Here is a 14876-nt window from a genome sequence, read left to right on the forward strand (position 1 = left end):
GAAAAACGTTACAACGGAAAGCTAAATTCAGTTCCTATCCAAAGCTTTAGCTATCTTATTGTTCCATTCCAGTTGCTTCTTTGTATTTCTGGAAAAATTAGTTTCCCAATCGTACAGCTCCTGAAAATCCTTGAGCTCCTTTAAAATTTCCTTGTAAATCCTTCGAATCTCGGCCTTTACATTATCGGAGAAAGAGGTACGTTGTAACTTGTCTCGCATTTTACGGGCAAATAGTTCGGATATATCAAAATGTAGCTGTTCGTGACTCAAGATGATATCGTCGCAAACTTCGGGTTTATACCAAGATTCATTGGGATAGAAATACGCGTTCACTTCAAAATCCAGTTCAACTTCGTGATGAATCAAATTTGCCGAGTATTTATAGCTTATGCCACTTGCAGTAGTCGCTGCAGGTACAGCGGCAGGTGGAATCTTACCCTTAAAGTCGGTCCATGTGAGTCTTTTATCGGGATTCCACAACACACTTTCTTCAAGCTGTTGGGAATTCCCAAAGAAACCGAAAACTAAAAAAAATCCTATGTAAACTACCTTACCCAATTAAATTGAATTACTTTTTCAATATCTGGATGAAGGCTGTAATGTACGGGACATGTATTTGCAGTATTTTCTAAAATTTTCCTGTGCTTATCAGAAATATTTTTAGGAAATTCCATTTTTACTTCGATTTTAGAAATCCTTCTTGGATTTGCTGCCATATGCTTGGTAACTTCGGCAGTGGAACCGGTTAAATCCACTTCCAAATCCCTGGCCTTAATACCCATCATAGTCAGCATACAACTTGCTAATCCGGTTGCTACCGTATCTGTTGGCGAGAATGCCTGTCCCAATCCATTATTGTCGATAGGAGCATCTGTGATAAATTCATTTTCGGAACGCAAATGCAAACAAGTAGTCCGTAATTCTCCCGTGTAAGTAACTTTAGAGGTCATTGAGTTGTATTTCTTTAATTCTAAGACCATCATACTCCATTAGGTAAGATGCCCTATTATAATAGCCAGAGGATAAATTATTGTAATAATTAAAACTGTTGCCCGTATACTCCGTAAGACCAATAATCTTTGAAGTCTCAAAAAGATTGTTTTTGTGAGCAAGTTTCAATAAAATATCGAAAGTGACATCAAAACCACGCACAGCGTAACGGTCAGGTTTTAAATCATTGTATTTTTTCCGGTACGCCTTAGTAAAAGCATCCTCCTTTATTTCTCTATAAAAAGACGGATACGCAAACTTTAGGTTGGAAAGGTGTGTATTGGACACTACATCACTCTCAAAAGCATTATTAAAGTTTGTCGTAAACATGCGTACGACCGTTTTATCAGCATTGGCCGAGTTTAAAATCGAGCTCACACTGGCAACCATATTCGGTTGGTTTGTTTCCACAAAAACCCAATTCTCCTTCGTTTCGGAAAGCTTGACCAAAAACCTATTTAAATGTAACGATTTATTGTCAATGATTTTTGCAATCTGAGCCGATGGGAACTTAGCTATAATTGAATCTTTGGCCACCTGATGCGTCGAATCCGCAATGATTATAATATTCTGATCGGTATAGGTTTTTCCTAGATAAGACAGCATTTTTTGTCGTAATACCTCATCTGTTGGTACCGAAAAGAAAACATTGTTATGACTATAGGAACTGTTGGATGCTATAGGGGAAATAACAGGGATATTTTTTGGAGCGGCTTGAACGGCCACCTCATTCAGAGCTGTAGATGACACGGGGCCAATAATGGCATTGACTCCCAATAAGCTTTCTCTGGATAAAATTTCTTTGACTTTTGCTTGATTTAACTCCGTATCAAAGGTTTTAACATTGACAGAGATTCCCATTTTCTTTATGGAATCCAAGGCCACCAAAGCACCTGAATAAAATCCAAGACTTAGACTTACATCCCTTCTTGTTTCAATCTGCGTAGCCGTCTTCTTTCTATCGTTTAGATTAATACGGTCCAATCTAAATGGCAGCATGAATACCAGTTTGGGCCTGTTCTGCAAATTAATACTGTCCAAAAGATTGATTTTATCCAAAACCAATGCATTTTTTACTTCCAGGCCTTCTGTATTTTCATTTGGAAGTTTTAAGACCATCCCAGCTTTTAGACCATTCTCTAAAGCTGGATTCAATCGGAATAGCTCATCTCTGGTAATCTTCAGGTTTTGGGTAAGCCTGAATATATTTTGCTTTGGTTTTACTTCGTAAAAAATGAAATTTTCGGTATTAACCTCGCCAGAAGTATCCTGTTTTTTGGGCAGACGTAACACCATACCTTCTTTTAGACCACCGAGCTTCATAATTTCAGGATTCAATTTTATAATGGAATCCGAGGTAATACCATACGCTTTACCTAAACTGTAAAGGGTTTGTTTGGGTGGAACTGTGAAAGAAGTAAATAGTTCAACTTCTTGGTCTTCAAGACTATCCCCTTTTGGTCGTGGCAAATTTAGTTCTTGCCCTACAGCCAAATAATCGGAACTTTTGTTTAGATCAGGGTTTAATGCAACCAAACTGTCTACAGTAATCCCGTATTTATGTGCAATGCTCCATCGGGTTTCTTTAGGCTTTACGGAATACGTTTCAAAATCCAATGCACGCTCTTCCTCGGTAGTAAGCTCAGGAAACTTAGGTATCTGTAAGACCATTCCCTTTTTAAGGGGTTCGGAATACAAATTTCTATTGTAGCGCTTCAACTGCTCCTCGGTAATTTTGTAACGCTGCGTAAGACCAAATAATGTTTCCCTTTTCCTGACTCTATGTCTTGAGAAACTTAATGGTTTAATTTGCTTAACGACCTCTTCTTTTTTTGGTTTGATTTGTTGCGTAATTACAGACCCATCAAGTGGAATTATCAAGATTGTGTTCGGTTTCACATCCGAAGCAGTTTTGATTTCCTTATTGGATTGAAGAATGGTATAAGGGGTCACCCTATACTTTCTGGAGATACTCTGTAACGATTCTCCTTCCTTGACAGCATGTGTCGTGTAATTTTGGGCAGAAACTTGTATTGATGCCAACAAAAAGGCCACAACACCCAATCTAATTATATATTTTTTCATTCCCATTCTATAGTTGCAGGTGGTTTTGAGCTAATGTCATACACTACTCTATTAACGCCTTTGACCTTATTTATTATATCATTAGAGGTTTTTTGCAAAAACTCATAGGGTAAATTTACCCAATCCGCTGTCATACCATCCGTACTTTCCACCGCTCTCAAGGCCACACACTTTTCATATGTACGTTCGTCACCCATTACCCCTACACTATTTACGGGCAAAAGCATGGCTCCGGCCTGCCAAACCTTATCATAAAGCCCCCATTTTTTGAGCCCGTCTATAAAAATAGCATCCACTTCTTGTAATATAGACACCTTTTCTGCGGTAATGTCACCTAAAATACGAATTCCAAGACCAGGTCCTGGAAAAGGATGTCTTCCTAAAATAAAATCTTCCATGCCAATACTCTTCCCAACCCGTCTTACCTCATCTTTAAACAACAAGTGTAAAGGCTCTACCACTTCCAATTTCATATAATCTGGTAATCCACCTACATTATGATGGCTTTTAATAACTGCTGATGGACCACCACTTGCCGATACAGATTCAATTCTATCTGGGTAAATAGTCCCTTGTGCCAGCCATTTGACATCTTTAATTTGCTGTGCTTCATCATCAAACACATCGATAAATGCCTTTCCTATAATTTTTCTTTTCTTTTCTGGTTCCGATTCCCCAGCCAAAGCATCCAAAAAACGTGCCGAAGCATCCACACCCTTAACGTTCAGCCCCATATGCTTATATTGGTCCAATACGTTTTCAAACTCATTTTTGCGAAGCAATCCGTTGTTCACGAAAATACAGTAAAGGTTTTTCCCTATAGCTTGATGCAAAAGCATTGCCGCAACACTGGAGTCAACTCCACCCGATAAACCCAGCACCACTTTATCATCACCAATTTTTTGCTTTAGTTCCGCAACTGTGGTCTCCACAAATGCATCGGGGGTCCAATCCTGCTCCAGACCTGCTATATTGACCAAGAAATTTTTCAATAACTGCGTCCCATCCTTGGTGTGGTAGACTTCGGGATGAAATTGTATCCCAAACGTTTTTTCCCCATCAATTTTAAATGCGGCGTTTTCAACGTCATGTGTACTTGCCAATAGAACTGCACTTTCGGGGAGTTCCTTTATAGTGTCACTATGGCTCATCCACACTTGGCTACCTTCACCGATCTCACTTAAAAAATCTTCGCCTTCTTTTATATAAGAAAGCTTGGCCCTGCCATATTCTCTTGTGGCCGAGGGAGCAACATTCCCGCCGTTAAAGTGTGCCAAATATTGTGCTCCATAGCAAATGGCCAACAAAGGTATTTTTCCTTTTATTTCTGATAAGTCCGGGTGCGGTACATCCTCACCTCTTACCGAAAATGGAGAGCCTGAAAGAATTACCGCTTTGTAGCTGGATATATCTTCAGGAAGCTTGTTGTAAGGTTTTATTTCTGAGTAAATATTGAGTTCCCTAACGCGACGTGCTATCAACTGGGTGTACTGGGAACCAAAATCTAGGATAAGTACGTTATTATGCATGGGCAAAAATAGCAATTTACAGGAGTTGAAAAAGTATCTTTTTACATATTTATAAGAACTTCTTCACATGGTTATCCTGTACACACTTTGACTAAATTTGACCGCTCTTAACTACCTAAAACTTATATTGAAGGTTTGTTTTTAAAAATAAAGAAGTAATCAATAAAATAAAACTTGGATAAAATAGTACATCGTCGAATATAACGTTAAGTAGCTTTTTTCTTAACAAATTTCACCATTTATTTGCAAGGCTAAACATGCTCAACCATGATTAAAGGATTTATTTTTGATTTAGACGGTGTTATTACAGATACTGCAGAACTACATTATGTTGCATGGAAAAACCTTGCAGACGAAAGAGGATGGTTGTTCGACAGGGAAGTCAATGACAAGCTACGGGGTATTTCCCGTACGGATTCCATGAGAGTAATCCTAGAGCACAACAACACTTCTTTAGATGAAGAAACATTGGCCCAATTTGCCAAAAAAAAGAACGATATCTATGTGGCAAGCCTAGATGGGATGACACCAGAAGATTACCTTCCCGGGGTAAAGGAACTCTTGACCAATCTTAGAATTGAAGGATTTAGCGTAGCATTGGGCAGCGCAAGTAAAAATGCAGTCAAGGTATTGGAACAGCTTAATGCAAAAGCATTTTTTGATGTTATTGGTGATGGCAACAGTGTATCCAAAAGCAAACCAGAACCAGATATTTTTCTATACGGAGCAGAAAAATTGAATTTACAACCAGAAGAATGTGTCGTTTTTGAAGATGCGGAGAGTGGAATTGATGCGGCAAAAGCCGGAGGATTTCACAGTGTAGGAATTGGTCCCGAGGAACGTTTAGGGCATGCCGACCTAAGATTCGATTCCATGGAAGAGGCAACTTTATTCGAAATAAAGTCCTATTTTAAAGACTTGTTTTAAAAGTCTCTAAAAATGAAAACAACTTTTTTAGTACTATCATTTTTGATAGGTACTTTTTCCTTGATAGGTCAAGAACAAGGCTGGTCGCTTACTTCTGAAAAAGTCAACAAATATACTGGTATTGTTACTGCAAATGGTAGAATCGGAATTCTCCCAAAAGATAAACCTTTTAAAACCAAATCCGTAATTCTCAATAATGTATATGACAAGGAATCTCCTCTAGGAGTAAGTCGAATTTTATTGGGAATGAACTTCGCAAACCTGGAAGTCGAAATCGATGGAGAAAAAATAACAGAGGAAAACATATCTAATTGGCAGCAAACCCTAAATATGAAAACTGCCGCTTTCACGACCAACTTTACGTTCAAAAACAAGGCAAAGATATCCTACACAATTTATGCCTTGCGCAATATTCAATATTCAGGATATATAGATGTTCAAGTTGAACCTTTAAAAGATATTGAAGTCAAAGCTACTGGCATCATTGAAACTCCAGATGAATACCATAGCCCCAATAGTACTTTTAGAGTGCTTCAAGATTTGGAAACTACTATGCCAATTCTTCAAACCGTTGCAGAAAGTAGAATGGGAAAACATATGGTAGCGACTTCCGCAACCTTTATATGGCATGCCATTAACTCTACCAGAGAACATGAACGTCCAGAATTGATTCATGAACCAATTTCAGCTTATGATAATAGAATCACTTTTGAAAAAATATTGAAAAAAGGTGAGAAATTTGAATTCGCGTGGACAGGTGCCGTATGCAGTACCCAAGATTTTGATGACCCGCAAACCGAATCGGAGCGTTTTGTGATTTTTAATCTATTGACTCCAAGGAAAGACCTTTTGGGGCAACATAAGAAACTATGGGAAGAATTGTGGGAAGGCGATATAGTTATTGAAGGGAATCTTCAAGACCAATTGGATGTGCGATTAGCGCTTTATCATCTGTACGCATTTTCGAGAGGGGATTCTGATTTGAGCATTGCCCCTATGGGTCTTTCTTCGCAAAACTATAATGGACATATTTTTTGGGATACGGAGCTTTGGATGTTTCCGCCCTTGTTGATGCTGAATCAAGATATTGCACGGTCTTTGGTCAATTACCGTTCGGACCGTTTGGGCAAGGCCAAGGAAAAAGCTATCAATTTTGGGTATAAAGGGGCTATGTTCCCTTGGGAAAGTGATGATACAGGTGAGGAAGCCACACCTGCATGGGCGCTTACAGGCACATTCGAACATCATATTACCGCAGATGTGGCTATTGCTTTTTGGAACTATTACCGTGTCACCCAAAATATGGAATGGCTCAAAGAACGTGGCTATCCCATGCTCAAAGAAGTTGCCGACTATTGGGTAAGTCGTTCCACAAAAAATGAAGACGGTAGTTATAGTATCAAAAATGTGGTAGGGGCCAACGAGTTTGCACCCAACGTAGATGATAATGCCTTCACCAATGGTTCGGCCATAACCGCTTTACGATATGCTACCGAAGCTGCAAATATGGTAGGAGAAACAGCAGACGCTACATGGAACGAGGTGGCTTCCAAAATCAGGATTTTGAAATTTCCTGATGGAACCACTAAAGAACATGCTACCTATGATGGGGAGCGTATCAAACAAGCAGACGTCAATTTATTGACCTATCCTTTGGATGTGGTCAATGATGAAGCTACGATTCTTAAAGATTTAGAATACTACGAACCCAAATTAGCGGAAGAAGGACCCGCCATGGGACAGTCGGTTTTTGCGGTTATCTATGCACGATTGGGTAATGCGAAAGAAGCCTATCGACTGTTCCGCAGAAGTTATGAACCCAACAAACGTCCACCTTTTGGAGCCTTAGCCGAAGCGGCTACCAGTGACAATCCCTATTTCGCAACAGGGGCCGGAGGCATGCTCCAAGTAGTACTGGCCGGTTTTGGTGGATTGGAAATCACGAATGAAGGTATTGTCCAAAAAAATCCAATTTTACCCAAAGAATGGAAATCGTTGATCCTAAAAGGTGTGGGGCCAGAACGAAAGACCTACACAGTAAAATAATAAAAGAGAGTCTCGATTTTTTCGAAGCTTTATTTTGTAATTAATTCTTTTTCAAAAGGTTGGTAAAATTTTCTATTTTTAAGAAAAATCAACCTGAGGGGGTCAGTGAGCCAGAAATTCTGGATGAGGACCCTCTGACGCGGGACGATGAAGACCCTTCTTTGGAATGTTTTACAACCTACTACAAGCATGCTCCCGGTTTTAATGACATGCTTGCTCTGGACCCTTCGACCGATGTGATTTTTCCAGGGGCCATTCTAAAGGGAGAGTCTATCCCAACAGGCGAATACATTCCTATTGTTGCCGATCGGGCACCAATTACCCTTTCGGCCTCACTGACTAATATTAGTGGCAGTCCCGTTGTTGAAGTCACAGACCCCAAATTATCCACCGACCGGGAAGGGGTGAAATCCATATTAGATCAGGAAGTCACAGGAGCCACTCCGGCAAGAATCAATTTTGAAATTTCTGAGGTATATACCAAGGAACAGTTAAATCTGGCCATTGGAGCGAATTATAGATCTGCAGCAGCAAAGGTTTCGGCCTCTTTTAATTTTACCAATTCAACGTATAAGTACAAATATGTTTTGAAGTACTTTCAAGTATACTATACCATCGACATGGACCCTCCTCAAAATCCCAGCGATTTGTTTACGGATACACCGGATTTAGATGCCTTGGGAAGTACCAGTCCAGTATATGTAGCCACGGTCACCTATGGGCGGATGACCATCTATACGATAGAATCAAATTCCACAAAAACAGAAATCGACGCAGCATTCAGTGCTTCATTTGCCTCGGGCGATGGAAGCATAGATGCTGAATACCAAAAGACAATTGATGAATCAAGCGTTAAGGCCTTGGTCATCGGTGGATCCGGAAGTGACGCCGCCCAAGTGGTCAACGGTCCTACGGATGTCTATAACTATATAGCAGAAGGGGGAAACTATTCTAAAGAATCACCTGGAGCTCCTTTGTCCTATAAATTGCGTTATTTAAAACAAGGAACACCCGTAGCAAGAGTTGTTTTGGCTTCGGAATATGCCGTTCGCGAATGTGATCTAGCGTATCCGGTCTATAACGCTACCTTAGTAAGCCTTAGCTGCGACGGATGCCATGATGGTTTTGATGCTGAAGGGGAATTGTACGGTATCATAAGCGGACAAATGTACCAGGCTGGTACTGTGGTGAACTCCACAACATTTTGGAGGTACAAGAGGGACAATACATTTGATGTGGGAAAAGATGCTTCCAAACTTGTAGGTAAAACGGCTAGAACGGAATTTTACAAACCTGATTATGCCAATGATTATATCCGATTTTATGGTGACATGGAAGAAGCTGATGAGGGTTGCCCTTTCGATTGTGATGATGACTTTGGTAGTGCTGACAAACGTGTCTTTTTGCACGAAATAGAACTAGGCGCCCCCCCTTTGGAAGTAAACCTGAGCTTTAGTGGACTGGTTAATGCAAAATTTCATTTTGAGAGAGTTCAATAGCATATTGCTTTTGAGTTAGTTAAAAACAAAAAGCCCCAGGAACCACTCCGGGGCTTTTTAATAAAATCAAAACCAACCTAAACATATGAGTTTGACCACTCATATTTTTTTGAAAATTTCAAAGCAATTTTCAGTGTTAAAACAACTAGCTTGGAAGAAACCCTACTTTAAAATCAGTTTTTCTGAAAAAAATATAATTTTTCCTGCTCAGGCCCATAATTTAAGATGCTGTCTTTGGGCTGCAAGTTTCCAAAAACGTTTTTCAAGTTGGATACGATTATAAGGTTATCGCCTTTCTTTTTCTTGTCTGGTATTGAGAAATCATCCAACGTTAAAAGTTCTTTTTTTGGATTCAACAATCTAATTTGCCCACCGTAAGTAACATTGGGCAAAACCCAGACGGCATTAGCATAATCTGTTTTTAATTTTTTTGATAGGTGTCCATAATCAAAGTGAATAGCTGACGGTATTCCTAAAAATCGTTCCATTGGAGTACGTAATACTTGAAATGTGATAATCAATAAAAACAGAACAATTCCTGCCTTTCTGCTATTTTCTTTATTGATATCGATACTTTCCATAAAAACTACTGCGTAGGGCAGTACCAATGGAAGCAGCCAACGCGTTTGGACTTCCTGAACATCCATGAGCATAAAACATAGAGTCAGTAATACTACTTGTCCCACTATTAGTTTAAAAAGCCAACCTGAACGCTCTGCTTTTCGCCATTGCACTACTTTAAATAGAAATAGCAAGATAAAAACTAAGATAAAGGGAGCGCCAATCTCAAAAAAGGCCTTAAAGGTTTCAAGAAAAGGTGTAAAAACGATTGTTCCATCTCCTTCTGTGCCCAACTTCATATACAGGCTTTCTTGTACATTTTGCAAATAAGCTGTGGTAGTGTACCAATATAGATGGGGCAAGAAAAGTATTATAGCAATACTATATGAAATCAAGATTCTTTTGTTCCAAAAAACACGTTTAATAGTCAAGTCAAAAAGTGAAGTTACCATAACTGCCAACAAGAAAAATGCATAATTGTATTTAGAAAGCATTCCTATACCAAAACAAATTCCCAATAAAATATAATCATGGGAACTCTTTTTTTCAATTAGTCTAGCTATAACATTAAAAGTTAGTAAAATAACCAGACCGAGCAGTAACGTATGGGACAGCCTCCTGAAGGTAAAATCGATAAAAACAGGAATCAACGCCGAACTCAATACAACCAACTGGGCCTTGAACTTATCTTTCAATACTTTTCTACCAAATTCATAAAAAGCCAAGAGTGTGGCTGCGAAAAAAATAGCTCGCAAAAACGAGAAAGAAAATTTAGTGACTCCAAATATAGCGTTCACCACTTTTTGCAACCAAGTATATAAAGGAGGTTGGTCATCATAGCCCAATCTCCACCATTGTGAATAATAGGCCTGCTCGGCATCTTCCAATTCCAATGAAGTTTTGAGATAGCTGATAAAAATTATAGCAATAAAGGAAACCAGCGCCAAAACCCATTCCAACGGCAAGCTTTTTATCCTTCTTAGCACACTCAGGAGGTTTTTACTATGAGAAACTCATTCAAGAAAGGATTCAGGCTGTCCATTAACTCCGGAATAAGCTGTTCCCCAAACTCCAGATACAAGGTGGAAAAATTAAGCTGACGTTCTTGTAAAGATGCATTGGGAAAGAGTTCGTTTTGGATATCCGTCATTCGTATGACGTGGTCTTTTAATTTTCGCTTTTGTGCTTTGAGCAATCTTTTTTCTAGAGTGTCCAATCCTTTTTTTTGTTTTACCTCTTGGGCTTTTATGGCACCAATAAAGGTAGCATCAGTTTGTTCCGCAAGCTGGTAAAGATTCTGGAACTGTTCTTCCAAATGCCTTTTTTGAGGTGAAAAATCAATATCGATATTGGAGATTTCCCGAATCTTTTTATTGATGAAACTATTTTGTTTTAAAAAAAGGTCGGAAACCTTTAAATTCAAATTTTCAATTTTCTTCGACTGTTTTTCCGTAATCAATAAAGCTGAATTTCTGAGCAAGAGCATTGGAAAGGTAACATCCATAGCTTCAAAATAGGACTTCAGCTCCAACCAATAGGCCAACTCTCCTCCTCCTCCGATATAGCATAGATTTGGAAGAATAATTTCTTGATATAGCGGACGTGCGATAACATTGGGCGAAAACCGCTCTGGATGTTTTTCAATTTCCTCGATCAATCCGCTTTGCGAGAATGTGATTTCGGTATTGTTCACATAGAAATTATCGCCATTCTTTACGATTCGCTCTCGAATCCCATCCAAAAGATAAAAATAATTGATCTCCCTAGGGTTCACTTGAATAGTATAATCCGAAGAGACAGCGGACAAGGAATCAATTGCTTCAGAAACTTTATAGAAAGGTTTGTTTTCAAAAATATCTTTCTTTGCGAACGGAACCAACAATTGTTTTAGTTTGGCATCATCACCGTCAATAATCACCAGACCATACTTTCCAAAAAGTTTATTCGCCAAATAACGCGTAGCATCTGAAAGGTTTGAATGTTCTACGTATGCACTCTTGAACAAAGATTTTAATCTTTTGGCATTGTCCGTATTTCCTATCTGAGAGGCAAAAGTATCCATGACCGAGTCGAGCCCCTCAGTGTTTAATACTCCAACGGCTCCTGAAGCTTTTTTATTCCATTGAACTTTTTGTCCATTAAAATTAAAGTAGTTGATTTCATCAAAATCGTGGTCTTCGGTAGCCATCCAATATATGGGTACAAAATCATATTCTGGATATTTATTTTTAAGCTGTTCGGTTAGATTTATCGTAGAAATAATCTTGTACAAAAAATAAAGCGGGCCAGTAAATAGATTCAACTGGTGTCCCGTAACCACTGTAAACGTTTTTTCATATGCTAAAGAAGCAACTTTTTCTACTATTGCATCAGAAACCTCAAAACCTTTGTATTGCTCGTTCAAGGCATCCACTAAAATTTTTCTATTACTTAAAGGGTAGTTGGATGCTTTTTCTTGTAGTTGATGTTCAAAATTCTCAAGGTGGGGAAATCTATTATAAAAAGGTGTCAGGTCTTCTTTTTGGTCAAGATAATCGCAAATAAGTTTGGAAAAATAACCGGTTTCTTTAAAAGGGATACAATCTACTTCCATTAAAGTTTCAATAAGTTGCTAAAGATAAATGTCTTCTTTTTTTTCTATCGCTAAAAATACGTTAATTACTTTCTTAGCGAATTTTACATGTTCTCCATCAAAACGAAAATGATGATCTTGGAATTTATCATTAGATTTGAAAATAGCAGATAAACCTTTATATGACCAGAATTTTACTATCGTTACTTGTACTGACTTCTTTTTCAATATTCGCGCAACAATTAAAATCACCCTCAGAGTTTTTGGGTTATGAACTTGGCACTGAATTTACCAGACATTACGAAGTTGTTGATTACTATGAATATTTGGCCAAAGAAGCTGCGGATAGGGTAAAGCTCACCGTCTATGGCAAGACCAATGAACGTAGACCCCTTTTACTGGCCTATGTTTCTTCTGCAACCAATATCTCCAATCTGGAGAATATTAGAAGAGAGCATATAAAGGATACAGAAGGGACAGGGGATACTTCCAAAGCAATCGTATGGCTAAGTTATAATGTGCATGGCAATGAAAGTTCGGGAACAGAAGCTTCTTTGCAGACCATCTATGAATTATTGACTTCCAAAAGTTCCTATTTGGAAAACACGGTCGTCATTATGGACCCTTGCATTAATCCAGATGGTCGTGACCGTTATAGCAATTGGTACAATCAATATAAAAATTCACCCTATCAAGTAGACCCTAACAGTAAAGAACATCATGAGGGTTGGTGGACTGGACGAAGTAATCACTACATGTTTGATTTGAACAGGGATTGGGCATGGTTGACCCAGGTTGAAAGCCAACAACGCATAGTGGTATACAACAAGTGGCTGCCCCATGTACATGTAGATTTTCATGAGCAGGGTGTAGACAATCCATACTATTTTGCGCCCGCAGCGGAGCCTTATCATGAAGTCATCACCGATTTTCAACGTGATTTTCAAGTGACTTTGGGAAAAAACCATGCAAAATATTTTGATGAAAATGGTTGGTTTTATTTCACAAAAGAAATTTTTGACTTGTTCTACCCAAGTTACGGAGATACCTACCCTACCTATAACGGAGCTATTGGAATGACCTACGAACAAGGCGGAAGTGGTCGTGGAGGTCTTGGAGTACTGACAAGAATCGGAGACACGTTAACACTTAAAGATAGAATAGCCCACCATTACACCACGGGAATGTCCACTGTGGAAGTTTCATCCAAAAATGCCGATAAATTAAATACTGAGTTCAGGAAATTTTATCAGAATCGAAATTTTAAATATAAAAGCTATGTCCTTAATGGGAATGAGGATAACATTGAAGCGCTAAAGAATTTATTGACCAAACATGACATTGAATTTGGAAACGCAACCAATGGTTCGGTCAAAGGATTTAACTATAACTCTGGAAGTATCGGTACTATGTCGACATCGGAAAACAGTCTAGTAGTGTCCACCGATCAGCCCAAAGGAACCTTGGTAAAGGTTTTATTTGAGCCCGATGCCAAACTTAGTGATTCGCTTACCTATGATATTACAGCTTGGTCGCTTCCATATGCCTATGGGTTGAACGGAATTGCAAGTAATACCAACGTTGCTAAAGGAAATGAAAGGACAGAACAAGAAACACGATCAAATGATTTTATAAATTCAGATACCTATGCTTATATAACAGACTGGGACAGTATGAAAGATGCGCGCTTCTTAGCTGAATTATTGAAGGAAGGCATACGGATCAGAAAAGCTGACCATCCATTTTCCATAGAGGGAAAATCTTTTGAACGAGGAAGCTTGATTATCACAAAGACAGACAATCAAAATAAGACCGATTTTATCGAGATCTTGAAAAAAACTTCTAAAAAATTCAATAAAAAAATTACCGGTTCAAAAACAGGGTTTGTCGATTCAGGAAAAGATTTTGGTTCCTCATATGTCAAAATGATTGTTAAACCTAAAATTGCGGTTTTATCTGGAAAACCGACCTCAACCCTGCGTTTTGGTGAAATTTGGCACTTTTTTGAACAGCAATTGGAATATCCGCTCTCTGTAATCGATAGTGATTACATGGACAAAATAAATTTGAACGACTACCACGTTTTTGTATTACCAGATGGAAGTTATGGTACAATGTTCAATGAAAAACAACTAAAGAAACTACAGGACTGGGTCAAAAATGGCGGTAAACTTATCGCCTTTGGCGGGGCCATTGACGCAATAGACGGAGAAAAAGGATTCAGTATCAAGAAAAAAGAAGCAGTGAAAGACTCTACTAAAAATACTCCAAAGCCACATATGAATACGCAAAGGGAACGAGTCAAAAAAGCCATTACAGGGGCAATCTTTAAAACGAAGGTAGATAATACCCATCCATTAGCTTACGGGTACGGAAAAGAGTACTTTACTTTAAAATTGGGAAGTTCCAGTTATGAGTATCTTAAAAACGGTAATGCCGTTTATCTTGAGAAAGACGCAAAACCTGTTTCTGGTTTTGCAGGGAGCGAAGCACAAAAAAAAGTAGGTAACTCTCTTATCTTTGGGGCTGAACAATATGGAAAGGGTCAAGTTATCTATATGGTGGACAATCCATTGTTTAGGGGCTTCTGGGAAAATGGTAAATTATTCTTTGCCAATGCTCTATTTATGGCAAATTAATTTTCTTTTCTTCTGATTTTTAACCTTT

10 protein-coding genes are annotated in these 14876 nt (G+C 38.6%); 4 read left to right on the top strand and 6 right to left on the bottom strand.

Annotated features, from left to right (window positions below; translation table 11 throughout):
• Positions 1 to 27: 27 nt before the first annotated feature.
• The 4 genes from KIM67_RS15150 to guaA are packed head-to-tail and all read right to left on the bottom strand — an operon-like array spanning position 28 to position 4604.
• Positions 28 to 558: a DUF922 domain-containing protein gene (locus KIM67_RS15150; RefSeq protein ID WP_213832393.1), complete on the bottom strand. Its 531-nt coding sequence runs from the start codon at positions 556 to 558 to the stop codon at positions 28 to 30.
• Positions 546 to 950 (bottom strand): OsmC family protein, encoded by a 405-nt coding sequence (locus tag KIM67_RS15155; RefSeq protein ID WP_213832394.1) that lies wholly within the window; start codon positions 948 to 950, stop codon positions 546 to 548. The genes KIM67_RS15150 and KIM67_RS15155 overlap by 13 nt, the downstream gene beginning before the upstream one ends.
• Positions 940 to 3075 carry a LysM peptidoglycan-binding domain-containing protein gene (locus tag KIM67_RS15160; protein ID WP_213832395.1) on the bottom strand — a complete coding sequence of 712 codons (2136 nt, stop codon included), beginning with the start codon at positions 3073 to 3075 and terminating at the stop codon, positions 940 to 942. The genes KIM67_RS15155 and KIM67_RS15160 overlap by 11 nt, the downstream gene beginning before the upstream one ends.
• Positions 3072 to 4604 carry a glutamine-hydrolyzing GMP synthase gene (guaA, locus tag KIM67_RS15165; protein ID WP_213832396.1) on the bottom strand — a complete coding sequence of 511 codons (1533 nt, stop codon included), beginning with the start codon at positions 4602 to 4604 and terminating at the stop codon, positions 3072 to 3074. The genes KIM67_RS15160 and guaA overlap by 4 nt, the downstream gene beginning before the upstream one ends.
• Positions 4605 to 4871: 267 nt before the next feature.
• Between guaA and pgmB the strand changes: the two genes are divergently transcribed.
• From pgmB to KIM67_RS15180, 3 genes are read left to right on the top strand one after another with little or no spacing between them, the layout of a single operon-like run.
• Entirely contained in the window at positions 4872 to 5531 is a 660-nt protein-coding gene (pgmB, locus tag KIM67_RS15170; RefSeq protein ID WP_213832397.1) for a beta-phosphoglucomutase, read from the top strand.
• Positions 5532 to 5543: 12 nt separating this feature from the next.
• Positions 5544 to 7577, top strand: a complete 2034-nt coding sequence (locus KIM67_RS15175; protein ID WP_213832398.1) for a glycoside hydrolase family 65 protein — start codon at positions 5544 to 5546, stop codon at positions 7575 to 7577.
• A 59-nt stretch (positions 7578 to 7636) separates the two neighbouring features.
• Positions 7637 to 9076: a thiol-activated cytolysin family protein gene (locus tag KIM67_RS15180; RefSeq protein WP_213832399.1), complete on the top strand. Its 1440-nt coding sequence runs from the start codon at positions 7637 to 7639 to the stop codon at positions 9074 to 9076.
• A gap of 173 nt (positions 9077 to 9249) precedes the next feature.
• On the opposite strand, the gene KIM67_RS15185 is transcribed toward KIM67_RS15180, so the two are convergent.
• Together KIM67_RS15185 and bshC are read right to left on the bottom strand one after the other, a co-directional pair.
• The gene (locus tag KIM67_RS15185) at positions 9250 to 10623 is read right to left on the bottom strand and encodes a glycosyltransferase family 39 protein (protein WP_213832400.1); all 1374 of its coding nucleotides are present in this window, start codon (positions 10621 to 10623) and stop codon (positions 9250 to 9252) included.
• 2 nt (positions 10624 to 10625) lie between these two features.
• Positions 10626 to 12230: a bacillithiol biosynthesis cysteine-adding enzyme BshC gene (gene bshC / locus KIM67_RS15190; RefSeq protein ID WP_213832401.1), complete on the bottom strand. Its 1605-nt coding sequence runs from the start codon at positions 12228 to 12230 to the stop codon at positions 10626 to 10628.
• Positions 12231 to 12391: 161 nt separating this feature from the next.
• Between bshC and KIM67_RS15195 the strand changes: the two genes are divergently transcribed.
• Positions 12392 to 14848 (top strand): M14 family metallopeptidase, encoded by a 2457-nt coding sequence (locus tag KIM67_RS15195; RefSeq protein ID WP_213832402.1) that lies wholly within the window; start codon positions 12392 to 12394, stop codon positions 14846 to 14848.
• Positions 14849 to 14876: the final 28 nt, after the last annotated feature.

Source organism: Flagellimonas sp. 389 (assembly GCF_018449435.1).
Classification (GTDB): Bacteria; Bacteroidota; Bacteroidia; order Flavobacteriales; family Flavobacteriaceae; genus Flagellimonas.